Annotated in this window: 21 protein-coding genes; 8 read left to right on the forward strand and 13 right to left on the reverse strand. The window is 53.4% G+C overall.

Translation table 11 applies throughout. The annotated features are described in order from the left end of the window. From ACMHXH_RS16285 to ACMHXH_RS16300, 4 genes are all read left to right on the forward strand, one after another. Window positions 1-1,099 (forward strand): ATP-binding cassette domain-containing protein (locus ACMHXH_RS16285; RefSeq protein ID WP_413738326.1); only part of this gene is annotated, 1,099 nt, incomplete at its 5' end. A gap of 1 nt (window position 1,100) precedes the next feature. After that, window positions 1,101-2,846 (forward strand): heme ABC transporter ATP-binding protein/permease CydC, encoded by a 1,746-nt coding sequence (cydC, locus tag ACMHXH_RS16290; protein WP_071475450.1) that lies wholly within the window; start codon window positions 1,101-1,103, stop codon window positions 2,844-2,846. Window positions 2,847-3,049: 203 nt separating this feature from the next. Continuing rightward, window positions 3,050-3,340: a DUF134 domain-containing protein gene (locus ACMHXH_RS16295; protein ID WP_025888568.1), complete on the forward strand. Its 291-nt coding sequence runs from the start codon at window positions 3,050-3,052 to the stop codon at window positions 3,338-3,340. Then, window positions 3,337-3,912 (forward strand): NifB/NifX family molybdenum-iron cluster-binding protein, encoded by a 576-nt coding sequence (locus ACMHXH_RS16300; protein ID WP_039034520.1) that lies wholly within the window; start codon window positions 3,337-3,339, stop codon window positions 3,910-3,912. The genes ACMHXH_RS16295 and ACMHXH_RS16300 overlap by 4 nt, the downstream gene beginning before the upstream one ends. Before the next feature lie 63 nt (window positions 3,913-3,975). Here the strand turns inward: ACMHXH_RS16300 and ACMHXH_RS16305 are convergent, their stop codons facing one another. Next, window positions 3,976-5,274 carry a DUF5666 domain-containing protein gene (locus tag ACMHXH_RS16305; RefSeq protein WP_335912428.1) on the reverse strand — a complete coding sequence of 433 codons (1,299 nt, stop codon included), beginning with the start codon at window positions 5,272-5,274 and terminating at the stop codon, window positions 3,976-3,978. Window positions 5,275-5,705: 431 nt separating this feature from the next. Here ACMHXH_RS16305 and ACMHXH_RS16310 point away from each other — a divergent pair, with 431 nt between their 5' ends. Next, complete coding sequence (locus ACMHXH_RS16310) at window positions 5,706-5,969, forward strand: hypothetical protein (RefSeq protein ID WP_039034522.1); 264 nt, start codon at window positions 5,706-5,708, stop codon at window positions 5,967-5,969. A gap of 230 nt (window positions 5,970-6,199) precedes the next feature. After that, complete coding sequence (locus tag ACMHXH_RS16315; RefSeq protein ID WP_039034523.1) at window positions 6,200-7,429, forward strand: dicarboxylate/amino acid:cation symporter; 1,230 nt, start codon at window positions 6,200-6,202, stop codon at window positions 7,427-7,429. A gap of 75 nt (window positions 7,430-7,504) precedes the next feature. Here the strand turns inward: ACMHXH_RS16315 and putA are convergent, their stop codons facing one another. The 4 genes from putA to ACMHXH_RS16335 form a co-directional block, all read right to left on the reverse strand. Then, a complete protein-coding gene (gene putA, locus ACMHXH_RS16320) occupies window positions 7,505-10,696 on the reverse strand; it encodes a bifunctional proline dehydrogenase/L-glutamate gamma-semialdehyde dehydrogenase PutA (protein ID WP_177192571.1) in 3,192 nt (1,063 codons plus the stop codon). Window positions 10,697-10,951: 255 nt separating this feature from the next. Next, complete coding sequence (locus ACMHXH_RS16325; RefSeq protein ID WP_083399717.1) at window positions 10,952-11,530, reverse strand: TIGR04211 family SH3 domain-containing protein; 579 nt, start codon at window positions 11,528-11,530, stop codon at window positions 10,952-10,954. A 127-nt stretch (window positions 11,531-11,657) separates the two neighbouring features. After that, entirely contained in the window at window positions 11,658-12,926 is a 1,269-nt protein-coding gene (locus ACMHXH_RS16330) for an inorganic phosphate transporter (protein WP_101052656.1), read from the reverse strand. A gap of 27 nt (window positions 12,927-12,953) precedes the next feature. Beyond that, complete coding sequence (locus tag ACMHXH_RS16335; protein ID WP_039034527.1) at window positions 12,954-13,634, reverse strand: TIGR00153 family protein; 681 nt, start codon at window positions 13,632-13,634, stop codon at window positions 12,954-12,956. A 232-nt stretch (window positions 13,635-13,866) separates the two neighbouring features. On the opposite strand from ACMHXH_RS16335, the gene ACMHXH_RS16340 reads away from it, so the two are divergent. Next, window positions 13,867-15,351, forward strand: coding sequence for an inorganic triphosphatase (locus ACMHXH_RS16340; protein ID WP_335912427.1), 1,485 nt, complete (start codon window positions 13,867-13,869; stop codon window positions 15,349-15,351). A 148-nt stretch (window positions 15,352-15,499) separates the two neighbouring features. Here ACMHXH_RS16340 and ACMHXH_RS16345 read toward each other — a convergent pair whose 3' ends face one another. The 8 genes from ACMHXH_RS16345 to ACMHXH_RS16380 form a co-directional block, all read right to left on the reverse strand. Continuing rightward, the gene (locus ACMHXH_RS16345) at window positions 15,500-16,297 is read right to left on the reverse strand and encodes an ion transporter (protein ID WP_039034569.1); all 798 of its coding nucleotides are present in this window, start codon (window positions 16,295-16,297) and stop codon (window positions 15,500-15,502) included. Window positions 16,298-16,368: 71 nt separating this feature from the next. Beyond that, window positions 16,369-16,695 carry a hypothetical protein gene (locus ACMHXH_RS16350; protein ID WP_039034529.1) on the reverse strand — a complete coding sequence of 109 codons (327 nt, stop codon included), beginning with the start codon at window positions 16,693-16,695 and terminating at the stop codon, window positions 16,369-16,371. 6 nt (window positions 16,696-16,701) lie between these two features. Then, window positions 16,702-17,352 carry a hypothetical protein gene (locus ACMHXH_RS16355; protein ID WP_039034530.1) on the reverse strand — a complete coding sequence of 217 codons (651 nt, stop codon included), beginning with the start codon at window positions 17,350-17,352 and terminating at the stop codon, window positions 16,702-16,704. Window positions 17,353-17,358: 6 nt separating this feature from the next. Further along, window positions 17,359-18,048 carry a PspA/IM30 family protein gene (locus ACMHXH_RS16360; protein ID WP_039034531.1) on the reverse strand — a complete coding sequence of 230 codons (690 nt, stop codon included), beginning with the start codon at window positions 18,046-18,048 and terminating at the stop codon, window positions 17,359-17,361. Window positions 18,049-18,059: 11 nt separating this feature from the next. Next, the gene (locus ACMHXH_RS16365; RefSeq protein WP_025010359.1) at window positions 18,060-18,473 is read right to left on the reverse strand and encodes a YjfI family protein; all 414 of its coding nucleotides are present in this window, start codon (window positions 18,471-18,473) and stop codon (window positions 18,060-18,062) included. Between the two features lie 79 nt (window positions 18,474-18,552). Beyond that, the gene (locus ACMHXH_RS16370) at window positions 18,553-20,280 is read right to left on the reverse strand and encodes a polyamine aminopropyltransferase (protein WP_039034532.1); all 1,728 of its coding nucleotides are present in this window, start codon (window positions 20,278-20,280) and stop codon (window positions 18,553-18,555) included. Between the two features lie 4 nt (window positions 20,281-20,284). Beyond that, entirely contained in the window at window positions 20,285-21,184 is a 900-nt protein-coding gene (locus ACMHXH_RS16375; protein WP_039034533.1) for a DUF350 domain-containing protein, read from the reverse strand. A 31-nt stretch (window positions 21,185-21,215) separates the two neighbouring features. Then, window positions 21,216-22,166 carry a hypothetical protein gene (locus ACMHXH_RS16380; RefSeq protein ID WP_039034534.1) on the reverse strand — a complete coding sequence of 317 codons (951 nt, stop codon included), beginning with the start codon at window positions 22,164-22,166 and terminating at the stop codon, window positions 21,216-21,218. Window positions 22,167-22,401: 235 nt separating this feature from the next. On the opposite strand from ACMHXH_RS16380, the gene glnE reads away from it, so the two are divergent. Next, on the forward strand, window positions 22,402-25,254 hold the full coding sequence (gene glnE, locus ACMHXH_RS16385) for a bifunctional [glutamate--ammonia ligase]-adenylyl-L-tyrosine phosphorylase/[glutamate--ammonia-ligase] adenylyltransferase (protein WP_039034535.1): 2,853 nt from the start codon (window positions 22,402-22,404) through the stop codon (window positions 25,252-25,254). Window positions 25,255-25,276: the final 22 nt, after the last annotated feature.

Below are 25,276 nucleotides of genomic sequence, written 5' to 3' on the forward strand. Positions count from 1 at the left end.
TATTTTGGCGGTATATTTCGGCTTCAGTTATCTGGGGCACCTGGACTTTGGTCATTACGGCATGGGTATCAGCCTGTTTACCGGCATGTTTGTGCTGATTTTGGCACCTGAGTTTTATCAGCCGCTGCGCGACATGGGCACTCACTACCATGCCAAGGCCCAGGCGGTGGGCGCCGCCGAATCCTTGATGGCACTGCTGGAGTTGCCTGAGCCGCTCAAGCGTGGCGAACAGCCCCTCCCCGGTGAGAGCATTGAACTGCAGGCCCGGGATCTCAAGGTATTGAGCATAGACGGCGTGCCTTTACTGGGGCCGTTGAGTTTTAGCTTAGCGGCGGGCGAGAAGCTGGCCTTGGTGGGCCCGAGTGGCGCCGGTAAAACCAGCTTGCTCAACGCTCTGCTGGGGTTTCTGCCCTATGAGGGCAGCTTAAAGCTCAATGGTATTGAACTGGCCGAGCTGGATCCTGCCGCCTGTCGCAGCCGTATCGCCTGGCTTGGCCAGAATCCGCAGCTGTTTCACGGCTCTATCGCCGATAATCTGCGTCTCGGCCAGCCCGAACTGACCGAGGCGCAATTGTGGGATTATCTGCAACAGGCCAAGGTGGCCGACTATGTTCGCGCCTTGCCGGATGGGCTGGCGCACCAATTGGATGAATACAGCGGTGGCCTGTCTGTGGGGCAGGCGCAGCGGCTGGCGTTGGCCCGCGCCCTTGGGCGTCAGGCGCAGCTGTTTGTGCTCGATGAGCCCAGCGCCAGCCTCGACAGCCAGAGTGAACAACTGGTGCTTAGCGCGCTGTGGCAGGCGATGGCTGGCAAGAGCTGCCTTATGGTGACCCACAGATTGGATCAACTGGATCGGATGGACAGAGTTCTGGTGCTGGATCAGGGAAAACTGGTGCAGCAGGGCACTTTTGCCGAACTCAAAGCGCAGCCGGGCTTACTGGCGCAGATGCTGGATGAGCTGCCGCTGGCGGTTTCCCTCGATGATGCGCCAAAGGCATCGGCGCCGCCGATTGCCGCGAGCGCTGAGGCGGAAGCCGTGCCCGAGTTAAAGTCAGAATCAAAACCAGAGTCAAAGTCAGAGTCAGGGGAGGAGCGTTGAGATGAAGCTGTTACTGCCCTTTATCCGGCTATTCCGCCGCCAGTCTTTGATGATGTTTGTCGGCCTGCTGCTGACAGTAACGACCCTAATGGCCGGTATTGGCCTGCTGTCGCTCTCCGGTTGGTTCTTATCTGCTACCGCAGTGGCCGGTCTGGCTTTGGTGACGGCGGAAGCCTTCAACTACTTTACTCCGGCGGGCGGGGTGCGTTTCCTCTCCATTGCCCGCACGGCAAGCCGCTACGGTGAAAGGCTGGCTACCCATGAGGCCACCTTCAGGATCCTGACCGATCTCAGGTTGTGGGCCTGGCGCTCTTTGCTGCCTTTGAGTGAACGTAATCTATCCGGGATGCGCCGCGGCGATCTGCTCAACCGTTTGGTGGCCGATATCGACACGCTGGATCACCTGTATCTGAGGTTGTTGACGCCGCTGACGGCCTTCTTGCTGATGTTGCTGGCATTGACCGCCTTTATCGGTTGGTTTGATCTCAACTTGGCTATCCTGCTTTGTACTGGCCTCTTGCTCAGTTGGTTGTTGTTGCCGAGTGTGTTCTATCTGCTTGGCAGGCGACCCGGGCGCGAGCTGATTGAAGCGCGGCGCAGCTACCGGGTTCGGCTGCTGGAATGGTTGTCCGGTCAGGCAGAGCTGAGTCTGTTTTCCGATGCCAAAGGTGGCGCTGCTGAAAGCTTTCGGGCGGAACTCGACCGCGCCGAGCAGAGCTGGTTTGCCAGTCAGAAGGCGATGGCGGCGATCACAGGTCTGAGCCAGGCAATGTTGATCCTCTGTCACGGCTTGCTGGTGTTGCTGCTGCTCTGGTTTGCCGCCGCAGGTGTTGGTCCGGCCGTGCCCCCCGGGCCTTTGCTGGCCATGGTCTTGTTTGCCACTCTGGCCTGTATTGAGATGATGATGCCGTTGGCCGGTGCCTTTCAACATCTGTCTTCTGTGCTCTTGGCTGCCAAGCGGGTGTCCGAGTTGACAGAGCAGCGCTCCGACATTGAATTTCCTGCCGTCTCGGCAACTGGGCCCGAGAGCGGCGCCCTTATCATCAAAGATCTGCATTTCGGTTACACGGACACCCAGCCAGTGCTGCAAGGCTTGTCACTGCAGGTCCCTGCGGGCAACAAGGTGGCACTCCTGGGTAAAACCGGCTCGGGTAAGTCCAGCCTACTGGCCTTGATAACCCGTCAGTGGCAGCCGCAGCAGGGTGAGATACTGCTGGGCGGTGTGCCTGTGGCCTCCTTGGATGAAAAGACCTTGCGGGCTTCCATGACAGTGGTCAGTCAACGGGTACAATTGCTCAGCGCCAGTCTCAGAGATAACCTGCAGCTGGCCTTGCCGGAAAAAGTCACCGATGACACGCTAGCCGAGGTGCTGCGCCAGGTTGGGCTGGAGGGGTTACTTGCGGGTGAGGGGCTCAACGCCTGGATAGGTGAAGGCGGGCGTCAGTTATCCGGTGGTGAGCAGCGCCGGATCGGCGTGGCTCGGGCGCTGCTGCGGGATGCGCCGTTGCTGCTGCTTGATGAACCCACCGAGGGGCTGGATCGGCGCACCGAACAGGAGATCCTCAGGTTGCTGCTGCAGTTTGCCAAAGACAAGACGCTGGTGATGATAAGTCATCGCCTAACCGGTATGGCGCAGATGGATGCCATTCACCTGCTGGATGAAGGCAAGCTAGTGGCCAGTGGCAGCCATGAGCAACTGCTGCAGGAGTCGACCGCCTACAGCGCCCTGTATCAGAGGTTACATTGAGCCCCAGAGGTTCAAAAAGAGACTCAAGAAGAGGCTCAAGAAGATACTCAAAAAGAGGCTCAAGTTAGACTTATTCAAAGGGATGCTCAGCATCCCTTTTTCTTTTAAAAGCGCTAAATTCTCGCCTGGATCACAGATCCCATACGGGTTCAAAGTCAGAATAAAGTTATTGGCATATGCTAATAACTAATAAGGATACTCCCATGCCCAGACCCAGAAAATGCCGCCGCCTGCAGCATGGCACGCCCTGCCGCTTTTATAAACCCAACGGCATTCCGGCCTCAGCCCTGGAAGCAGTCGCCTTAGCGGCCGATGAGTTCGAGGCCCTGGCGTTGGCCGACTTTCGCGGTCTGGCGCAACAAGAGGCCGCCGAGCAGATGGGGATATCCAGGCAGACCTTTGGCAACTTGATTAAGCAGGCCCGCCATAAGCTGGCCAAGGCCCTGATAGAGGGACAGATGCTGGAGTTGCCCCACACTGAGGAACAGAGATGATAGTGATACCCATGAGCCGGGGCCGCTTGGCCGGGCATTTTACCAAGGCCAAAGAGCTGGCCTTTTACGATAACGAGCACAACCACTGTTTTACCCTGGATAATCCGGCAGCCGCAGGCGGCAATTGCGCCGCCAAAAAGGCGATGCTGCAACTTATCAAGGACAAAGGTGGCCGCATTGTGTTGGTGGATCAAATCGGCGAGCGAATGTTGGGTAAGCTGCTCGATGGTGGCATCAGCGTTTGTCGGCCCGGCAAAGAGAGCCGCGATATCGCCGCTTTGCTGGTTGCGGCCAGTGATATTCAGTTACGGCTGACCAGTGCTGCGGCTGGACGCCCGTCACTCAAACATCAAGCCAAAGGCGGTTGTGGTGGCGGCTGCGGTTGTCATGGTCATAATGAAACCGGCGCAGCTTGTCATGGTGAAGATCATGGCCATGAGGGGGAGGCGAAAGGCGGTTGTGGTGGCGGCTGTGGCTGTAAGAGCCGCACCGAGGCCAAACTAAAACCCCTTGGTGATTCGCTAAACCAGCAAGGCAAGTTGAGTTACGCAGGCTTCAGGCCTTTGCGATAAAGCCGTCTGCAGAAAAAAAAGAGTGCCGACAGAAAGCCGGCACTCTTTGTTCATCTTGTGTTATCAATCATCCAGGCGGCACTGGCTCAGCAGTTCACCACTTAAGTGGCATTCCAGCTCGACCCTTTTGCCAATATGAGGCTCAAGGCTTTCATCGCTGGCCTTATAACCCCAGAGGCTGGCGCCTTGGCCGTCATCATTGACCAAGCCCTTGAGCTCTATATCTGCTTCCTGCACCTCAGGTTCGATCTCCATCACCAGGAATTGACCATTTTGCTCTGAGCCTTCAACCTGTACCCAGGTACCGTTGAGGCTGGCTTGGTTCAAACCATCTTCAAAACGAGTCTGAGGTGTCAGTGTCAGTACTATGCCGTTGATGCTGAATACACCGGCGTCATACACAGCCTTGCCTTCAACTTCAAAAGCGTGGCTTGCAATTACTGGTGGCTGACTCTGTTTTTCAAAGTCAATCTCGGTGGCCTGCAGCTCTTGAGTGTCGTCTTGCCACAGGCCTTCCACATCGACCAAGGCGCCGGGTTTGAGATCGGCAACAGTACCATCTTCAAAGTGGGTTTTGCCATCCAGGGTCACTTGCCATTTTTGGTTCAAGGTAAAGCGGGTCTGCAACTCGTTGACCCAGGTAACCTGACCTTCGAGTTCCACCTCAGTGCCCTTGTCCAAATCCGGGGCGCGTTCGACTTCCACTTCAGAAGCCAGCAATACTTCACCCTGATATTGACCTTCAACTTCTACCCAGGAACCGTTGGCCAGCGTGTCATCTACCTGCACGGCATTGGCACCATAGTCCACCTGCATACTACCGAGATAGAACTGCTTCAGATGAGTGTCCAGCTTGCTTACCCGCCCTTCAACTTCCATCTCTTGCCTGTCATTGTCGATAGCAAAATAGGTGGCCTTGAACTGACTATCACTCAGGTTGTAACCACTGAGCTCAACTATGTCACCTGCCTTGACTTTATTGAGGTCAAGTCCAGTTACTTGGTAACCGGCCACAATAGCTTGCTCGCCATCAATTGCGTTCACCGGGGATACCAGCACAGGGTCATAGTCTACGCTGATGGCACTGCTGCCATCTGTCTTGATGTTGAGCTGCATACCGGGCTTCAACTCAGTGATGCTGGCCTTGGTTTCATTGATTTCAACACTGGCCCTAGCCGCCGGGATTGCTACACCATTGACCCAAAGCGTATCCGTATCGACCTTTTGCAGGGTACCTTGGATAGTCTTGGCCAAAGTGGCAACCGGCGGTTGGGGATCGGGATTGTTCGACTCATTGGAATCTGAACCGCCACAGGCGCTCAGTCCGGCAACGAGAGGAACCAGCCATATGCTTCTTTGCATTCTGTTCTCCTTAGGGTCTTGGTTTTTAAAGCGGCGGCAGGATAAACAACTGTAGATGAGGCTAAGATTAGGGCGGGATGAAAGTTTATTAATGATCGTATGCAGCCGTTAAAAAATAGAGGGTTACTTTGAAAATCTCCGTGCAGATGTGTTTGGTTTTTGAATTTAGTTAAGGTTTAAATCAGCATGATTTACTGCAATCGGCAGACAAACATGCTGTCTGCACGCTTTTTGTTCAAATCCCAAGCCAACTTAAATGGGAAATCGTATGATTTTTAGAGGATTTGTAAGGGAGGTATACAGGCAGTTGGAGAATCTGAATAGCTAAAAAAGAGAACAAGTTACTACTTGGCTCTATGCTTTTTTATAGCTAAAGTTATCAGTATTATAAAAGTTGTGACAATGACGTCCCCACTAATCAGGAAGATACTATGACCCCCACCAAAGAGCGCTCCTTGGATTTGGAAGTGATCAGTCTACTGGAAGACCGGCAGACGATTCATGCAATTAAACTCCTGCGAGAACGAGACAACCTGAGCCTGAAAGAGGCAAAAAAGAAGGTGGATGACTATTTGCAGGGGCATCCTGAACTGGAATTGGCCGACAAAGAACCCGGAAGCGGCAATGCCATTGTCTGGATAGTGCTGGTAGGGTTGGCTGCAGCAGCAGCCTTGGCTGTCTCGACTCACTTATAGTTGTTGAGATATCTCTATTTTAAGCCGTTACAAGGCGAGTTTATTTAAACTTTTCTCATTTAAAGGCAGGGAAAATTGAATATTTTAAATTCTCTTTGCATCTTTTGCCATTTTTGACTAATTGTTGAGCCTGAGTCGAGAAAACTCACGGAAGCGATTGGCTTGAATGTGGTACCTTTGCCCGCTTTGATTTTGACAAGATGACGCCCTTGTGCGGCGGAGACATAACAATGAATAACAAACACTGGATTGGCAATATCGGCGTGCAAGTCGTGATTGCCATGTTTTTGGGGGCGGCTGTAGGCTGGTGGTTAGGTGAGGATGCCAGCATGTTTGCCCCATTGGGGACTATTTTTATCCATTTGATCAAGATGTTGGTCATACCGCTGGTATTGGTGGCTATCATCTCTGGTGCTGCCAGTTTGGGGGACACCCCTTCGGCTGGGAAAATCGGTCTAGGAACATTCGGCTTCTTTATTGTGACTTCGGGTATCGCAGTCACCTTGGCACTGGTGCTGGGAAACCTGTTTCAACCGGGTAAGGGAGTTGATTTTACTGCCCACAGCATGACTGACCTAATGGAAGTCACCAAAGAACAGGGCGATCTCCCCGGGGTGATGGATACCTTCATCGGCATGATACCAACCAATGTATTTGAGTCGCTGACCGGAGGGAATATTTTACAGATCCTGGTGTTCAGTATTTTCTTTGGCATAGCACTGACCAAGGTCAAGGGCGATGGCGCCAAGCCGATCCTTGGGGCGCTTAATGCCATCACAGAGGCTATGGTCTGGATGATTAACTGTGTCATGTTGGTGGCACCCATAGGGGTATTCGGTCTGATGGCCGACTCAGTCGGCACCTTTGGTTTTGATGCCCTTGAGGTGGTATTCAAGTTATTCATCGTCTTCGTTGGTGCAATTTTGATTTACGCTTTCATCTTCTTCCCCTTGATGGTGCAGCTGTTTTCCAAGGTGTCGGCGGCGCGCTTCATCAGTGCAATGAAAAAGCCCCAGGTGATGGCCTTGTCTACGGCTTCCTCCATGGCGACCTTGCCGGTGAATATGGAAACCTGTGAGCAGGAGTTGAAGGTCTCAAAAGCCACGGCTTCTTTCGTATTGCCGTTGGGCGCCACCATCAATATGAGCGGCAACGCCATCTATTATGGTTTGGTCGCCATGTTCTTTGCCCAAATGTATAACATTGATCTGAGCCTTGCCGCCTATGCGGCTATCATCTTCACCTCTACCTTGGGTGCTATTGGCCAGGCCGGGGTGCCTGGGCCTTCTTTCCTGGTGGTGGCCGTATTACTGGCGGCCAAGATCCCTATCGATGGACTGCCACTGCTGTTTGCCCTCGACCGGATTTTCGACATGATACGTACATCGCTGAATATTACCGGCGATGCCGCCTGCGCTCTGGTGATGGATAACTTTTGTCCCGAGGAAGCCAAGAGCTGATAGCGTGAGTTTGTTTGCCGCGAGCAGATAATAAAAAGCCAGGAAATAATTCCTGGCTTTTTTCATGGGTGGAGATTATTCCGCATCACCCAGTGACAGCAGAGTAGCATTGCCACCTATGGCTGTGATGTTGTTGGTGCGGGTCTTTTCTGTCATAAAGCGGGTCAGGTAGTGTGGCCCGCCGGCCTTGGGACCTGTGCCGGAAAGCCCCTGACCACCGAAGGGCTGCACACCCACCACGGCGCCAATCTGGTTACGGTTAATATAGACGTTACCTACATTGACTTGGTCGGCAACGCTCAGGGCGTGGCCTTCGTTGCGGCTATGGATCCCCAGAGTCAGACCAAAGCCTGTGCTGTTGATATCGGCAATCACCTTGTCCAGCTCTGAGGCTTTGAAACGGATAACGTGCAGTATTGGGCCGAAATGTTCTTTCTCCAGCACCTTGATGGAATCGATTTCCACCGCGGTTGGAGCAACGAAATGGCCATCCTTGCAGTCAGCGGGCAGCTCCACCTGTTTGATAAGCTTGCCTACCTGTTTGATGTGCTCGATATGGGCGTTGAGATTGGCTTTGGCTGTGGCATCGATCACAGGGCCGACATCTGTCTTCACTGAACCAGGATAGCCAATGCTGAGTTCATCCATTGCACCCTTGAGGATCTCCAGTACCCGATCGGCGATATCTTCCTGCAGATAGAGTACCCGCAGCGCCGAGCAGCGCTGGCCAGCGCTGGTAAAGGAAGAGGCAACCACATCGTTGACCACTTGCTCCGGCTGGGAGGTGGAGTCCACCACCATGGCATTTTGACCACCGGTTTCGGCGATAAGCGGAATGATGGCGCCTTCGCGGGCAGCCAGAGCACGGTTGATCACCTTGGCCGTGCCGGTCGAACCTGTGAAGCAGACACCGCCGATACGTTCGTCGCTGGTCAGTGCGGCGCCGACACTGGCGCCTGTGCCCGGCAGGAATTGCAGCGCTTCTTTGGGGATCCCGGCTTCATGGGCCAGTTGTACGGCGCGGTAGCCCACCAGGCAGGTTTGCTCGGCCGGCTTGGCGATAACTGTGTTGCCGGCAGCAAGGGCTGCTGTCACCTGACCGAGGAAAATCGCCAACGGGAAGTTCCAGGGGCTGATACAGACAAAGACACCGCGGCCTTGAACAAACAGTTCGTTCAATTCACCGGTTGGCCCGGGGAGCAGCTCGGGCTTGCTCATCATCTTCTTGGCCTGCACCGCATAGTAGCGGCAGAAGTCGATGGCTTCTCGGACTTCATCTATGCCGTCCTGCAGGCTCTTGCCGGCTTCACGGGTACAGAGCACTATCAGCTCTTCGCGATTTTCTTCCAGCAGGTCGGCCAGTTTTTGCAGTGCGCTGGCGCGCTGTGCCACCGGCGTGCGACACCAGGCTGGGAAGGCGGCGACGGCTGAACTGATGGCCTGCTCAACGGCTTGGTTGTCGGCAAAAACCACCTGACCGACGGTTTGTGTCGTGTCATAGGGGCTGACAACCGGCTTTGACTCGCCGCTCAGGGTTTCACCATTGATCAGCGGGCCTGCATGCCATTGATGAGCCTTGAACTGATCCAGTGCCGCGAAGAAGGGTTCGGCTTCAGAGAGAATGTTCATATTGAGTCCCTTGGAGTTTTTGCGTTCGCTGCCAAAGATGTCGGCAGGCTTCACTATCTTGTTATTGGCCAGGGTTTTGTATTGTTTGACTGTCACCAGAGGGTGGGTGATCAGTGAATCGATTGGTGTGTTGGGATCCACCAACTTATGCACAAATGAAGTGTTGGCACCGTTTTCCAGCAGACGGCGCACCAGATAGGGCAGCAGATCTTTATGGGCACCTATCGGCGCATAAATTCTGACGGTGCGAGCTCGGCTTTCCGCCAAAATGGTGTCGTACAACTCCTGTCCCATGCCGTGCAGACGCTGGAATTCAAACTCACGATCGCCGGCCATATCGCTGATGGCAGCGACTGTCTGGGCGTTATGGCTGGCAAATTGTGGATAGATGGCACCACGGGTCTTGTCCGATAACAGGAAACGAGCACAGGCCAGATAGGAGAGATCCGTCCCCACCTTGCGGGTGTAGAGGGGATAACCGGCTTCACCTGCCTGTTGGGCCCACTTGAGTTCGCTGTCCCAGTAAGCGCCTTTCACCAGTCGCAACGGGATTTCATCGCCTTGCTCTTTGGCAAGCTTGGTCAGCCACAGGAGTACAGGCAGTGCCCGTTTAGAGTAAGCCTGAACCACTATGCCTAATAGGCCCCAGCCCTTGGCGGCTTCTGAGTTGTATAACTTGCGGAACAGCTTGAGTGACAGCTCGAGACGGTCTACCTCTTCGGCATCGATAGAGATACCGACATTCAGGCTGCGAGCCTGCTCAATCAGCTTGATCACAGTGGCATACAACTCGGACATGACTCTGTCTTCATTGGCCACTTCATAGCGGGGATGCAGCGCCGACAGCTTGATGGAAATCGTCGGTCTGGGCGCCTGGGATTCATCGTACTGCTGGGCTCCCAATTCGCTGATGGCGTGGGAGTAATCCTGGAAGTATTTCTCGGCATCTCTCTGGGTCAGAGCGGCTTCACCCAGCATGTCGTAAGAGTGGGTATAGCCCTGCTTGCGCTTGTCTTCACTGTTTTTCAGCGCTTCTTTAACTGTGCGGCCGAGTACGAACTGTTTGCCCATGATCTTCATGGCGGCATACATGGCTTGGCGGATCACCGGCTCACCCAGGCGATTAACCAAGCGTTTCAGTAAGTTGCTTGGACTGCCATCCAGGTTGCGGTCAAGTTTGACGATTTTGCCCGTCAGCATCAGGCCCCATGTCGAGGCGTTGACCAATACAGAATCACTCTTTGACAGATGCTCGTCCCATTTGGCACCTGAGAGCTTGTCTTCAATCAGGGCATCGGCCGTTTCCGGATCCGGGATCCGCAGCAGGGCTTCGGCCAGGCACATGAGTATGATGCCTTCTTGAGTTTCAAGGCTGTATTGCTGTAAAAAAGCGTCTATACCTACCATCAGACCTTTTTTGTCATATTGACGAACCTTGCTGACCAAGTCGTGGGCGCGACGGGTCACACGCTCTATGGTTTCGTCACTCGACGGGACTAGCTTGATCAGATCGGACAGATATTGCTCTTCGTCGACAATATAGTTGTCACTGATGGCTTTAAAGAGTTCGTCGAGATTGGCGCTATCATAGTGGCCTGCCAGAACTTCACTCGCTTTGAACATAGTTATCGCTTCCATCTAAGCCGGTTGGGGGGCAGTTAATGACTGCTCGAATTACCTGGAATATGTCTGACGCAAAAGACGCTTTATTAATTTTGTATACAATATCGGCGCTTGCGCGCGCCGATTATACAATCAAAATGTGATCTGTGACACCAATCTTGGCGGGAATGTGAAAATTGTTTAATTGGCTTTACGCACCCCAGCTGTAAAGTCACATAAACAAAAGGCCAGTGGTTTTAAACACTGGCCTTTAAGAAGGGAAAAATGTTATTACATCCAACGATCTTTCTTGCGTCGCTGTGGTCTTGGCATGTAAACCAGAATGACCCCGAGGATTAAACCCAGGGCGGCGATGAGTCCGCCTTCCTGCCACATACGGAAACGCTCATTATCTTTCATCGATTTGAGCTTGGCGATGGCTTCATCGCGTTCTGCACTGGCTTGGGCCAGTTCGGCCTGGGCCTTGCTCAGCTGAGATTTGAGGCTGCCAAGCTCGCCCTTGAAGTCACCATTTTCGCTCTGAAGTCCTGTGAGCTGGCTTTTGGCTTCGACCAACTGGCTTTCCAGTTCTGAGACGCGAAAACGCAGCGACTTGTCCTTGGAGATCATGCTGGTCAGTACCCAGCCTTCACGATCCTTATGGTCGATAATCTTGGTGTAATCGCCTTGGCGCTCAGGCAACACGTTTATCTGCTGACCGGCTTCGATACTACCCAGGATCCGGTATTGAGTGCCGGGTCCACCATGAATGTAGATGAAGACATCATCCGAAATATAGCGCGTCTGGCCTTGGGCCAATAGGGTGGGAGACAGGAGCATCATCCCTATGAGAGTCAGGAGTCTTAACACTTAGTCATTCTCTGTCGCAAAATACTGCCCACATGCTAGGGATTTGAAGGCTTCAATGCAAGAGGGAAGTCATTCGACTTCCCTCTTATAATCATGATATTTACCGTGATTTCTAATGCTACTTCTGTTAACCGAACACACCTTTGATGGTGAAGAAGAACAGAATAGACAGGCCGGCACCGGCTGGCAAGGTCACTACCCATGAAACTACAATGTTGCGAACCACACCGATATTGATGGCGGCAATCCCCCTGGCCATACCCACACCCAATACCGCACCTACCAGAGTTTGAGTGGTGGAAATAGGTAAACCTGTGCCCGAGGCGATAACCACGGTTGAGGCTGCGGCCAGTTCGGCGGCAAAGCCACGACTTGGGGTCAGGTGAGTAATATTCTTACCTATAGTGGTCATTACGCGCTTGCCGAAGATGGCCAGACCCATAACGATACCAACGGCACCCAGAGGCAGAATCCACCAAACCAGCGGTGCCTTGGCTTCAATGGCACCGCCACTGTTTACCACAGAGACAACTGCAGCCAATGGACCAATAGCATTGGCCACGTCGTTGGAGCCGTGGGCAAAAGCCATACAACAGGCGGTCACAACCATCAGAATGGCGAAGACTCGTTCAACATTGCCGAAGTTGGTCTGGCGATCGTTTTTGCTGCTCATCTTCAGACGGCTGATGGCGATTTTACCCGCAATACCCACCAGAATGGCGATTGCCAATGCCAACAGATAGGCTTCTACAGTACTGAACTTGAGACCAACGTGCTTAAGGCCCTTGGTGATGGTAACCAAAGACATTACAAAGCCGGCAAAGGCCATGTAGAAAGGCACATAACGTTTAGCGTTTTCCAAAGGGTTTTCAGTATTGAAAATCAGTTTTTGTACGCTCTGGAAAATCATAAAGGCGATAAAGCCTGAGATGGCCGGGGTGACGACCCAAGAGCCAACGATACCAACGACTTTGCCCCAGGCAACGGCTTCAGTGCCCACACCCACAGCAGCAAAGCCTATGATGGCTCCCACGATAGAGTGAGTGGTGGAAACCGGCCAGCCAAGAGCTGATGCGGCTACCAGCCAGATACCCGCAGCCAATAGAGAGGCTATCATGCCGTAGACCAGTAGCTCGGGGCTATCTATGAAGAAAGCGGAATCTATGATCCCTTTTCGTATAGTACTGGTGACTTCACCACCGGCCAGATAGGCACCGGCGAATTCAAAGATCATTGCGATAATAATCGCTTGCTTAATGGTAATAGCGTTTGAACCAACAGACGTACCCATAGCATTTGCTACGTCGTTGGCCCCAATGCCCCAGGCCATAAGAAACCCGAAAACAGCCGCGATACCTATGAGCCATGGGCCATAGGTGACTAATACATCAACCATGTTGTTACCTTGATAACCTTTTGTTTGTTAGACGCGAGCCAGCATCAGCTCAAGGCGGGAACCGACACGTTCGGCAAGATCTGCCAGGTCACCAACCCACTCAATTATCTTATAGAGGAACATGACATCGATAGGATTAAGTTCAGCTTCCATGGCGAACAGCTGTCGACGCACCTGAATTTGCAGATCATCAGTGTCTTCTTCGATAGCATCGAGTTCACTGATCATTTTGGCTACCAAATCCACTTCACGGCCTCTAAAGCCTGCTTCCAGCAGATCATCGAGCTCGTTGATCGCTTCTTTGGCCAGGGCGACTGCATCTAGGCAGCGCTGCAAATAAGCGATGAATGGGGTTTGGATGGTTTGAGGAACAAGCAGTTGGCGGCCGATGATTCGACCGGAAATATCTTTAGCTTTATTAGCGATTTTGTCCTGTTGGGTCAGGAGCTCCAGTAAGTCAGTCCTTTCTACTGGCATAAACAAGCCACCTGGCAGTGTCAGGCGGATTTCGCGTTTAAGAAAGTCAGCTTCTTTTTCCTCTTGGCTGATCTTCTTGCGAATAGTGACCGCACTGTCCCAATCTTCAGCTATGGTCGCTTCGAAGAAGGGCACGAGTAGCGAAGCACAATCGTATACTTTGTCTATATGCTCTTGCAGAGGTTTTATCGGCGATTTTGCAAACACGCCTAAAATAGAGTTTACTGGCATAGCCGTTTACCTATTTAGGTTATTCCACTATTGGAAATGCGGGCGAATGTTAACCCAAGCGTCCGCTTATTGAAACTGTGTTTTTACAGAAAACACGTCAGTTTTTATTCTATCGGGTTATATATCACCCGACAGGATAATCCTAGGTCATTTTTGTGACAACAATATGACATTGTGACCTTTGAATGACGAGATGATGAATTTTTGATGACAAAATGAGCAGTAGCGCACCATGGATGCCGACAATCAACAAAATGAGATAGAACTTAAGCTCTTTTTCCCCGCCACAGAAGTCAGTCAGCTGACCACATTTCTGAACTCTTTACCCGCCGCTACATCCCAGGGATGCCAGCTATTGAGTAATGGCTATTATGATACGCCAGAGCTGGCACTGCGTCAGCTGGATATGGGGCTTAGAGTCCGCGGATGTGACGGTAAGCGGGAGCAGACCATAAAAACAGCCGGTCGGGTCAGCGGTGGGATCCACAGTCGACCGGAATACAATGTCGATATTGATGCCAACAGCCCTGTTTTATCGCTGTTTCCTGCTGAAATTTGGCCTGAGAATACCGATATCGACGGACTGCAAGCCCGCCTCGGTTGCCTGTTTCATACTGATTTTCAGCGTTGCTGCTGGTTGGTGATTCAGGGGGATAGCCTGATAGAGCTGGCACTGGATACCGGCACTATCAGTGCCGGGGGCCGGAGCGAATCGCTTTGTGAGCTGGAATTTGAACTCAAGCGGGGCCGAGCAGCCGATCTCTTACCGCTGGCACAGCAGGTGGCAGCCAATGTGCCCCTGCGCCTGGGGAAGGCCAGTAAGGCGCAGCGAGGCTATCGCCTGGCGCAGCAGGCCAGTCCACTGGCGTTGGAAGCGCTGCAATATATCAGTCTGCCCTGTGATAATGATATCAAGGCGACACTCTTGGTGGTGCTGGAAACGGCGTTGGAGCGTTGGCAACTGTTGGAGGGCATGATTGCCGAGAGTTTTGATGACCCGGTAGGGCAAGCGCTATTGTGGCAGCGTCTGCGCTCTTGCGTGCGCCTGCTGCGCTTGACTTTGGGGCAGTTCACCCTGGGCAACAGCCAGACCAAAGCGGGATTTTCCTGGCTGGAGCAGCAACTCGCTTTTGTGACAGAAGCCAATTATCTCGGGCGTTTGGCCCAGGATAAGTTGCTGCTTGGTAAGCTGGGCAATGCGGGGGATGTGCGTGAACGGGCATCGCAACAGTTGCAAAATATGGATTTCCACGGCCGTTTACAAACGCTATGGCAGGATTGCCGCTATGGTCAGCTGCAGTTGCAACTGGTGAACATGTTGCTCGAACTTGCCAGTGGTGAAATGCAGATAGTCGTGGCCGGTGGCTTGAAGGGAACCTGTGACGGTCTGCAGGAGGCATCCTGGCAAAAGTTGTTGGCGGCCATGCCGGGGGATGAACTCAGCCGTGATGACTATTTGAAACTGGCAACGCCCTTGGATGAAGGCATCTTGGTGGGGCTGGCTTATGGCAGTCTCTACTCATCCAAGGCTCGCGATAGTTTCCGTGCCCCCTGGCAGGACTTGAGTCATGGGATCATCAGTCTTGGCGCTTATGTCATGGCCGAGCAGTTGGCGCCTGAGTGTGCCGAAGCCTTGACCGACAAACAGCAGAGTTTGATTTTTGCGATGGAGCAATCCCGCAAGATGGCGCTGCAGCAACTCCCTTACTGGCGTTGACGCCTTGAACGCCAATTGCTGTGCAAGCCACTCTACTACAAAAGAGAAGGCCACGAGGACTTATTCGCGCCTTCCCTAAGTTTTCCGGAGGAGTCGCCCGGAAATAAGCACAAAGAAGGACGCCTAGGCGTCCTTCTTGTTGATTGGATTAGTCCCGCTGTTGCTGCGCCAGTTTCTGCTTCAAGTCGGCGATCTCCGTCAGCATCTGTTGTTGGTTAGCTTCCATGCGTTCGAGTACCAGATCCAACTCGCTCTTGATGACCTTGCTTTGGTTTTCCAGGCTCTCTTGTTCATCAGGGGCGACAAACAGCGATGCCATATAACCGGAAATGACCCCGAAGAAACTGACCCCGCAGACGATGACTATGCCACCTATTACATGACCCACAGTCGTCACGGGGTAAAAGTCACCGTATCCGACGGTGGAAATAGTCACAATTGCCCACCAGATAGCGTTTTCGGCGGTTTGAATATTGGCGCCTTCGACGCCGCTTTCCACCAGCAACATCAATACCGAGGCGATAGTGATGATAGTCACCATGGACACCAGTAGGCTGGCGATAGTGGCTTGACGTCTTTGTTTCAGCAGTGGCCCTATCAGCGAACTGCTCATGCGAATGAGCCGCAATACCCGGAGGATCTGGAATAAACGGGCGAAGCGCAGCGCTTCAATCGCCGGAATGCTGGCGACAAAGTCGACCCAGTGAGACTTGATATAAGCGAGTCGATTCTCTGCCTGAACCAAGCCCACCAGGAAATAACTCATAAAGATAAAACAGATACCCGTATCGATATAAAACAACAGCTTATGGGTTTCAGGATCGACAGGGACAAAGGTCATGATCAGGATCACAACCACAGAAATCAGCGACAATAACATCATCGCCAATTCGAAAGGGGAGACTTGAACAGGCGGCTTCAGGAACCAGCGAGGTTTATCCGGCATTGGTTCTTCCATTGAAAAACTTGATATCCTTTCAGGGTAAAAGACTTACCGTTTCCTGTAAATGCGCGCGTTTATTGTTCGTCTACGAATTGTACCAGGTCTTCCAATACCCGTTTTTTGATTTCCAGCTGTGCATCCGGTGCCAAGCCGTATTTTTCGGCGAGCTGAACATAGTCGGCGGGACTGAGCGAAACGGTTAACCGTGGCCGCTTGGGACGCTTGGCCACGGATAAACCCAATATCATGCGGATCTGATCTGACGGGCTTACTCCTGTATCCAGGGCCGCCTTGCGGATGGAGTATTGAAACCTTTCATCCAGATCGAAAGCTACCTGGGTTGCCTTGGCAGCTTTTTGGTTTTGTAACCATTTTTCCGGATAAGGGTGGTTCTTGCTCATGCCGCATTATTCTCCTGGCCAGTAGTCACGAATATCGCTGAGGGGGCGGTAAAGGGTTAGCGCCACATCGGTTTCGCCGCCTTCATAGACTTCGATATCCACAGCGCGAGACTCGTCATCATCCAGCAACTGATAGCTCTCGAAGGCATCACCTGTTGCACCGTCAGCATCCTGAGGAGGCCTGAGCCCACGGTAATCTTCCCGGTGGAAATAGCCAAACTCAGCAAAACTGACCTGATGGTAGTGTTTCCCGAGCCATTGCTCAAGCATCTCAGTCTCGGCGGTGAGCGCCTTGGTACTCAGCTCAGCTTTCCCCGGTTCATCGAAGATGGCGGAGAAATCATCCAGATCGAACAAGGCATCGACCTGAGCACGGCTTATTTTCAGTGAAAAAGCCAGCCAGGTTTCGTCGTCTTCATCCAGCCCCAGATAGATGGCTTCACCGCTGTGCCCCTTGAGTACCCACTCAGTCGACTGACTGCGCTGATACTCATAGGTATTGACGGCTTCGACCCTAAGCTGCTGCCCGCGCAGGTGCGCAGGCAGGGCAAAGCTGTCATCTAGGGAGATCATATCGCCCTTTTGCAGCTCTGACGGATGCTTAAGCTGACGCACTGGAGTTTCTTTTTTGCCAAACAGGCTGCCAAAGAATCCCATAGGTTATCAGCCTTTCTTGGCTTTTAAACGCTCGAGCACATCGCTGGCGTTGCTCTTCTGCTCGCCGATACCGGCTTCAGCCAGCTTGGCTTTCAGCGATTGGTCGCTGTTCTCGGCTTCCAGGTTTTCGGCAGCCTTCAGGCGGTCGTCAAATTGTTGCTGACGGGCCTTGATACGCTCCAGTGAGTCTTTGGCGTTGAGCAGTTTGGAGTTGCTTGACGCGAAAGAGTCGGTAATGGAAGCCGTGGCCTTTTGCACACTTTCTGTGGTCTTGACCATGCTCAGCTGACGCTGATAGTCGGCCAACTGACGTTCGGTTTTCTTCACCAGATCTTTCAGGCGGGCAGCGTGGGCGCTGAAGCTGTCGTTGGCGGTTTGTTGCTCGGCCAGTTCCATTTCCAGCTGGGCAATCTTCTCGGCCACTTCCAGTGCCAGGGTTTCATTGCCTTTTTCCAGTGCCTGAGTGGCATAGCCTTCATGCTCGGCGATAGCACGCTTAATGCGATCGATTTCGCGGCTGGCTTGCATCTCTTTGGCCATCACATCTGTCAGTTCACGCTTGGCCTTGGTGAGGTGTTTCTCGGCGTCACGGATCTCCTGTTCGAAGATGCGGGTTGAATTGGCATCCACTATGCTTTGGCCGACTTCGTTGGCCCCACCGCGGAATGCTGTAAGAATTTTGTTCAGTATGCCCATGATTTGGCTCCTTATTTCAAAAAGTCGACCAGTTCGTCAATGACTTCGAGACAGTTGTCAGACAGGACAGAGAGTTCCTGCTCTATTTCCAGCATGCTCGATTGCAGGGAGAGTGCACCGTAAACCACATACTTATCATCAATCTTGGCGAATGAAGACAGTGGCATAGGGATGTTGAGTTCCAACATGGTTTCAAACATCTCGGCACGGCGTTCCTGCTTGAGTTCATCCTCTCCCCAGAGATAACTGATGCAGAGGATTTGGTTTTCCGTTACCGAAACAAATACGGGGATCTCTTCACGGCCAACCACATTGACCTGCAACACTTCTACATCCCCTTCAATGGGGTAACAGTCAAACTGGAACCCAGTAGAGCTGTTGTCGCCAAGTCCATTTAAATGATTGGCAATAGTGTGAATATTCATATTTGTCCTCTTTGACATATTATGTCTGCGTTTAAAGATAACACCGAGACATAATATGTCAAGCGTTATCTTTGCCTGTTTAAAAGGTTGCTACACCCTGTTCATCTGTCCACGCCTGCAGGTGGTAGTAATACAGCTGCAGCGAGCCTATGGTGTTGGGCTGAACCTGGTCCATCTTAGTGTAAAATTGTTTCGGAAACTCGAAGGCGCCGCGAATAAGCCCAGGCGTCAACCAGTCATCCTCTACCGGCAGTTGCTGCATCTGCTGCAGCCTGCTCTTGGCGTCCTGGCCATTGAGTGTCCCTATGGTCCAGCCCCATTCGCCAAAGCTGGGCACATTGTGGTGATACTGATTCACCTTGAATCCCGCCAGTGCCAGGGTCTTGCCGACTGAGATAAAGGCCTTGGTCGCATGGTAAGGCGAGGTGGACTGTATACTGATGGCTCCATCCGCGCTCAAAAGTTCCCTGAGTTTTTTATAAAACAGGTCTGAATAGAGCTTATTGAGATCCGGATGTGAGGGATCAGGCAGATCCACTATGATGGCATCGTATTTATCACCGCGGGCCAGCAAGCGGTCGACACCGTTAAAGGCATCGTCGAAAACCGTTTCCACCCTGGGATCGGCAAAGGCGTTGTCGTTGAGGCCGAGCAATGCAGTCCTGAGATCTTCCGGTACTTCAGCCCCGGGTTCTTTGAACAGTTTGACCATCTCGGCATCGAGATCCACCAGAGTGACCTGCTTAGGTTGCCATTTCAGTACCTGTTTCAAGCCTAATCCATCACCACCGCCTATGATCAACACCTTGTCGTGACGGGCACTGGCTGCCAGAGTCGGATGTACCAGGAAGGCATGATAGATGTGTTCATCACTGGAGGAGAACTGCAGCCGTCCATTGATATAGAGGGAGTACACCGGCGGCAGATGGTTACCCATCAGGCGCTTGGTCAGTGTCAGTTGCTGAAACCGGGTAGCCTTGGCATAGACGACCTTGTCTTGATACAGGAGGTTGTTGAACCCTTGCTCCCAGGTTGGCCCCTTGATGGCCAGCATCAGCAGTATCCCCGTAGCCAGTACGTGTGCCGCCAGTAACCAGTTGGCGGCGCGGATCCTGTCTCTGAAGCGGATAATAAAGATAAACCCGGCCAAGAGGTTAAAGGCGGCTGTCATGGCGGCAGCCAGCTGGATATCCAGCGCCAGCATAAAGCCGACCCAGAGCGCCGCGCCGACACCTGCGCCTATATAGTCGGCGCCATAGATGGTGCCGGCATTGTGCAGCAGGTGTTCTTCGGAAAGAGCCTGACGCACCCTGGCAATGAGCGGGATCTCCATGCCTATCATCAAGCCGAGCAACACACCCCAGAGATAGGGCAGGTAGCGGGATAACTCCTGAAAACGGCCGATAAAGCCACCCTTAGGCAGATGATCCGGCGGTAGCCCCAGGGTTCGTCCTATCAGTTCCGGCAGCTCGTGGCCAAAGCCGATGACGGCCGCAGTGATCAGAATCGCCAGTGAGCCCAGCAAGGCGACAGTTAATTCCAATACTGCAAAGCCACTGAAGGCGCACTTTATCTTGCGGGCGGCAAAGGCCCCCAAGCCCATGGAGACTATCATCAAGCCTATCATGGTGTAGATGGCTGCCTCGAGGGCGCCCAAAATGCGCCCGGCATAATGAGAAAGCAGGTATTCGTATATCAGACCACAGGCCGCCAGTACCCCCATGATCCCCAAAAGCAGGGCATCATCGAGGGCACCTAAGTGGCGTCTGTTGGGCTCTTGGGTGTTGGTGTGACTACTTAATGCCACGGGATCAGGCCATCAAAGCGGTGAGGATCAGCGCAACCGCTATGCTGATCGCCATTTCAACCGCGGCCAAGCCTATGTTGTGCTGCTTTTCCACCTCATCGGCGAGGTCAATTTTTGCCAGCACCAGGAGTTTGACCAAGGGCAGCAGCAGGCTCAGTACCACCAACATAATGAAGGAGAACACCAGCCAGCCAAGGGCGTTGGTGACATAGGCTTCAGGGCTGAAGACGATAAAGTGACTGGCGGCATTGAAGCTCAGCGCCATGGCGATCATCGCCCCGGCATGACGTATCGCCAGGGCGGTATTTCCCTGTGCCAGCGCTTGCTGCATTGAGCTGTCCTGGTTGCGGGCGGCGTAGCGATTCTCTCTGAGGCGGGTCAGCAACACCAGCATCAATTGAGAGATGGCGAAGGCACTAAGGATGGCAATAAAGGTATCCAGAGTCAGATCTTCGGCCCACAGCAGCACGGCGCGGATAATAATCGCAGTGGCGATAGCGGCCGAGGCATCGACTATGGCAACCGACACATTGCCTTTGAGTACCAGGGCGTTCTTGTCGATATTATTCAAGGCGATTTTATCGTGCAAAAAGCGCCCCATTTTGATCAGCACCAGACCAAACAGGCCGTAGGCGCTCATGCCGATGGCTTCCTGCAGATAACTGTGAGCGGCGGCGCCGGTAATGGCGCCTGTCAGCACTATACCCAGTGCCGCAACAGCGCCGGCGGTGCTGATGCCGAAGGCGAAGTTGTCTCTGACCGCCAGCTCTTCACTGCTGTTTACCCGAATACTCCAGCCTTGCAGGTAGCGGGTCAGAGTGAGCAGTACCACGGCGATAGAAAGGTCGATGGCGAGTATGACGGCCAGTTCCTGAGTGATGCCGAATTCCTGAAATAGAGTCATGTTCATTCCTTAAGTTGTGATCCTGGCTGAGTTATTTGCCCCGGCTGACACCACGGCTGGTGCGACTGCCAGAATTACGGAAACTGCTGTCTTTAGAGTAGTTTGAGCGAAACTTGCTGGCCGATTGTCCACTGCTGGATGGCTTGGGTGCGGCGCTGCTCTGACGAGAGAGGGCGCTGGAGCCGGAGCGGGACTTGGCATAAGGGCTGTCAAAGCGTTTGCCTTGAGAGTCGAAACGTTTTTTGGTGCGCTCATAGACCTGAGTTTGGGCCTTGGCCTGCTTGGGGGAGGTATAGCGATAGCGGCCCACATCATTGTAATAGCTGTAATCCCTGCCTCTGGACCAGTTGTCATAATAAACCGGCCTGTGGAACAGGTTGGAAAACATGGAGTACATGCCATACCAGGCCCAAAAGGACATGCCGTTGGAATCGGTTTGCCACTGGCCATAGGCGGGGTTACCCACCAACTGGCTGCCGGCACCAAAGTCTTCCGAGCCATTGGCCAGGGTTGAAGCCTCGCGGCTGATGGCGTTGACCCTGGCGAGTTTGCCCTCTGACATATCGGCAATCACATTGACGGGATCTGACAGCATGTCGTTGAACAGGCTTGAGTCCAGCGCTTGATAGAGGTTGTTTTCCTCTTCCAACTGTTGGTCAAGATTAACAAAGTTGCTCGCCACCTTGGCGTCTTTCACCCTGCTTTCCAGAGACTTGTACAGTGGTCCTTTACTGGTGGCATCCAGTGTCAGTTGCTCCACCAGCGGTTGTAATTCCGGCCGCTGCTGCGCCAGAATTTGACCATACTGTTTAAGTAAGATGCCGTTGCGCAGCTGGTCTTTGTCCAGCATCTGGCCGAGTTTTTCCAGACGTTGGTCATTCAGCTGTTGCAACTGGGCGATCTGCTCGGGTCTGTCGTCACCGCAGGCTGTCAGTGATAACAGCATTAGCAGACTGAGAATACGGATCAGCATTCCTGCCATGTTTTCTCCATTATGATAAGCACTTGAGACTGGCAAACGGTGCTAAAACCTCTGGTCCCCGTAGGCCGTCAGTGCAAGTTGGTGTAATCTGTGCACAGAGTATCACCCACAAGAATTGGGGTGAAGTCAGAATCACAGGCATCGACTTGGTAACCCTCATGTCGAGCAGAGATACGTGCAGTAAAATGACATAATATGTCTAAATAATCTTGAATACAATCGAACAGGGATAACTATGGAATTGGGGTGTGACAGTCAAAAGCCGTTTTCCGAGTTGCTGTGTAAGCAGGCCGGTAAGCATTGGCATCTGCTGGTGGAGCGCTGGCCTGAGGTGGTCACCGAGCTCAGCCTCATCGAGCAGCAGGAGCTGCAGCGAGTTATGGGCCTGAGTGATTATGTTGCCACTCAGCTGTGCCGCCACCCAGAGTGGATTGCCCCCTTGTTTACCGGCCAGCTCACTCGCCTGGATAGACAAGACTTTGCCGGCGAAATTCAATCCCTGCTCGACTCTGTCACCCAGGAAGAAACCGCCAAATCAGTGCTGCGAAATTATCGCAATCGGCAAATGGTACGCCTCGCCTGGCGCGACTTCATGGGTTATAGCCCGCTGCAGGAGTCACTGCTTGATCTCTCTGTATTGGCTGAGGCACTGATCATCGGCGCCAGAGACTGGCTCTATCGTGAAATGTGCCAGAGTCTGGGAACCCCCTGTGACAGCGACGGCAAGCCACAACCCTTGATGATCCTGGGAATGGGCAAGCTGGGCGGTCGTGAGCTGAATTTCTCATCCGATATCGACTTGATCTTTACCTTCCCGGAACACGGCGAGACCCAGGGCGGTCGGCGCAGCCTGGATAACCAGCAGTTCTTTATCCGCATGGGGCAACGCCTGGTCAATCTGCTGGGGCAGGTCACAGTCGATGGCTTTGTGTTCCGGGTCGACATGCGTTTGCGTCCCTATGGCGAGAGTGGCCCGCTGGTGGTCAGCTACAGCGCCCTTGAGGATTATTATCAGGAGCAGGGGCGTGACTGGGAGCGTTATGCCATGGTCAAAGCCCGTGCGCTTGGTCCCTGGACTCAATACTCTGATGAGCTTCACGACCTGCTGCGCCCCTTTGTTTACCGGCGTTATATCGACTTTTCTGCCATAGATTCCTTGAGGCGGATGAAACGCCTTATCGCCCAGGAAGTACGGCGGCGCCAGCTCAAGGACAACATCAAACTCGGTGCCGGCGGTATCCGCGAAGTGGAGTTCGTGGTGCAGAGTTTTCAGCTTATCCGCGGCGGCCGGGAGCCTGCGCTGCGCAGTCAAAGCCTGTTCGATGCCATAGATACCCTCTTTCGTTTGGGGCAACTTGAGTACCTGGCGGTAGATGAACTCAAGCAAAGTTATCTGCTGCTGCGCCGGGTAGAAAACCTGTTGCAGGCCATAGGAGATAAACAGACCCAGACCCTGCCGGATAACGGTTTGGATTGGCATCGTCTCTGCTATGCACTGGAGATGGCCAATGAAGCAGAGCTGCGCAGTGAGATTGATTCTGCCATGTTCAAAATTCATCGCCATTTTCGCGATACCGTCGGCGGTGATGAAGACAATGAGGAGCAAAGCGATAGCTGGGCCTGCCAGCTCTGGGTCTGTGACAGCGAGGAAGACATACAATCGCTGCTGGCCGAGCGAGGCATAGAAGACAATGAACTCTGGAGCAGTCTGGCCCATTGGCACGAGACGGTATCACGCCGGGCCATAGGCCCAAGAGGGCGGGATACCCTGGATAAGCTGATGCCGAAAATGCTTGAGGAGCTGACGCTGCAGCCCAATCCCGGCAAGGCATTCAAGCCGGTAACCGGCGTACTGGAGCAGATCCTCACCCGCACCACTTATCTTGAACTTTTGTGTGAAAACCCCGGCGCCCGCCAACAATTGGTGAGCCTGTGTTGTGCCAGTCCCTGGATTGCCCAGCAACTGGCGAAATTCCCCATGTTGCTGGATGAGCTGATCGATCCGGCGCAGCTTTATGACACCACTTCTCTGGATGATTACGGCAGTGAACTGCGTCAATACCTGCTGCGGGTTCCGGAAGAGGATATGGAGCAGCAGATGGAGGCGCTCAGGCAGTTCAAACTGTCACAACAGTTGAAAATTGCCGCCGCGGATGTCACCGGGGTCTTGCCTATCATGCAGGTCAGCGATCACCTGACCTTTCTTGCCGAGGCCATTATAGAGCAAGTGGTGCAACAGGCCTGGCAGCAAATGACAGAGCGCCACGGCATGCCGCCTGGCCTGGCTGACGGGGAGATAGGTTTTGCCGTCGTCGGTTATGGCAAGCTGGGGGGCATTGAGCTGGGCTACGGCTCGGATCTCGACCTGGTGTTTCTGCACAATGCCAAGGGCGGCTCGACTGACGGTGACAAGCCGTTGGATGTGGGGCATTTCTATCTCAAACTGGCGCAGCGGATATTACATCTGTTTTCCACCCGCACCATGTCGGGCGAGCTCTACGAGGTGGATATGCGCCTGAGACCATCGGGCGCCTCCGGGCTCTTGGTCAGTGAAATTGGGCATTTCGGTGAATATCAGCAGCAGGAGGCCTGGACCTGGGAACATCAGGCTTTGGTTCGTGCCCGCTTTGTTTTCGGTGACAACGTCCTGGCGCAGGAGTTTCAGACGGTGCGAGACAGTGTGCTGCGCCAAGCAAGAGACAGGAAACAGCTGGCCAGCGAAGTGCGCGAGATGCGCCTTAAGATGCGCGACCATCTGCTCAAAGCGCCGCAGGGAATGTTCGATCTTAAACAAAGCGTTGGCGGTATCGCCGATATTGAATTTATCGCTCAGTATCTGGTGCTGGCCCATGCCCATAAGTACCCTGAGCTGTGTATCTGGTCTGATAATGTGCGGATTTTTGAGGTGTTGGCTGAGCTTGAGCTGTTGCCCTTGATGTCGGCGCAGCATCTGACTCAGGCCTATTGCATGCTGAGGGATGAAAACCACAGGTTAACTCTGGCCGGGTTGCCTGGGCAAGTGGCGCAGGAAAAAGTGGCGGAGCAGGCCGAGCGGGTCAGCAACATCTATGAGCTTATCCTGGGGTAAGAGTTATTTATGGCTGATGGGC

Source organism: Shewanella sp. BJSY2023SW001, assembly GCF_047314685.1.
In the GTDB taxonomy this organism is placed as follows: Bacteria; Pseudomonadota; Gammaproteobacteria; order Enterobacterales; family Shewanellaceae; genus Shewanella; species Shewanella indica.

Excerpts from the sequence above, each read along its gene's own strand:
- cydC (WP_071475450.1), top strand. The coding sequence starts at position 1,101 with ATGAAGCTGTTACTGCCCTTTATCCGGCTATTCCGCCGCCAGTCTTTG.
- ACMHXH_RS16295 (WP_025888568.1), top strand. The coding sequence starts at position 3,050 with ATGCCCAGACCCAGAAAATGCCGCCGCCTGCAGCATGGCACGCCCTGC.
- ACMHXH_RS16300 (WP_039034520.1), top strand. The coding sequence starts at position 3,337 with ATGATAGTGATACCCATGAGCCGGGGCCGCTTGGCCGGGCATTTTACC.
- ACMHXH_RS16305 (WP_335912428.1), bottom strand. The coding sequence starts at position 5,274 with ATGCAAAGAAGCATATGGCTGGTTCCTCTCGTTGCCGGACTGAGCGCC.
- ACMHXH_RS16310 (WP_039034522.1), top strand. The coding sequence starts at position 5,706 with ATGACCCCCACCAAAGAGCGCTCCTTGGATTTGGAAGTGATCAGTCTA.
- ACMHXH_RS16315 (WP_039034523.1), top strand. The coding sequence starts at position 6,200 with ATGAATAACAAACACTGGATTGGCAATATCGGCGTGCAAGTCGTGATT.
- putA (WP_177192571.1), bottom strand. The coding sequence starts at position 10,696 with ATGGAAGCGATAACTATGTTCAAAGCGAGTGAAGTTCTGGCAGGCCAC.
- ACMHXH_RS16330 (WP_101052656.1), bottom strand. The coding sequence starts at position 12,926 with ATGGTTGATGTATTAGTCACCTATGGCCCATGGCTCATAGGTATCGCG.
- ACMHXH_RS16335 (WP_039034527.1), bottom strand. The coding sequence starts at position 13,634 with ATGCCAGTAAACTCTATTTTAGGCGTGTTTGCAAAATCGCCGATAAAA.
- ACMHXH_RS16340 (WP_335912427.1), top strand. The coding sequence starts at position 13,867 with ATGGATGCCGACAATCAACAAAATGAGATAGAACTTAAGCTCTTTTTC.
- ACMHXH_RS16345 (WP_039034569.1), bottom strand. The coding sequence starts at position 16,297 with ATGCCGGATAAACCTCGCTGGTTCCTGAAGCCGCCTGTTCAAGTCTCC.
- ACMHXH_RS16350 (WP_039034529.1), bottom strand. The coding sequence starts at position 16,695 with ATGAGCAAGAACCACCCTTATCCGGAAAAATGGTTACAAAACCAAAAA.
- ACMHXH_RS16355 (WP_039034530.1), bottom strand. The coding sequence starts at position 17,352 with ATGGGATTCTTTGGCAGCCTGTTTGGCAAAAAAGAAACTCCAGTGCGT.
- ACMHXH_RS16360 (WP_039034531.1), bottom strand. The coding sequence starts at position 18,048 with ATGGGCATACTGAACAAAATTCTTACAGCATTCCGCGGTGGGGCCAAC.
- ACMHXH_RS16365 (WP_025010359.1), bottom strand. The coding sequence starts at position 18,473 with ATGAATATTCACACTATTGCCAATCATTTAAATGGACTTGGCGACAAC.
- ACMHXH_RS16375 (WP_039034533.1), bottom strand. The coding sequence starts at position 21,184 with ATGACTCTATTTCAGGAATTCGGCATCACTCAGGAACTGGCCGTCATA.
- ACMHXH_RS16380 (WP_039034534.1), bottom strand. The coding sequence starts at position 22,166 with ATGGCAGGAATGCTGATCCGTATTCTCAGTCTGCTAATGCTGTTATCA.
- glnE (WP_039034535.1), top strand. The coding sequence starts at position 22,402 with ATGGAATTGGGGTGTGACAGTCAAAAGCCGTTTTCCGAGTTGCTGTGT.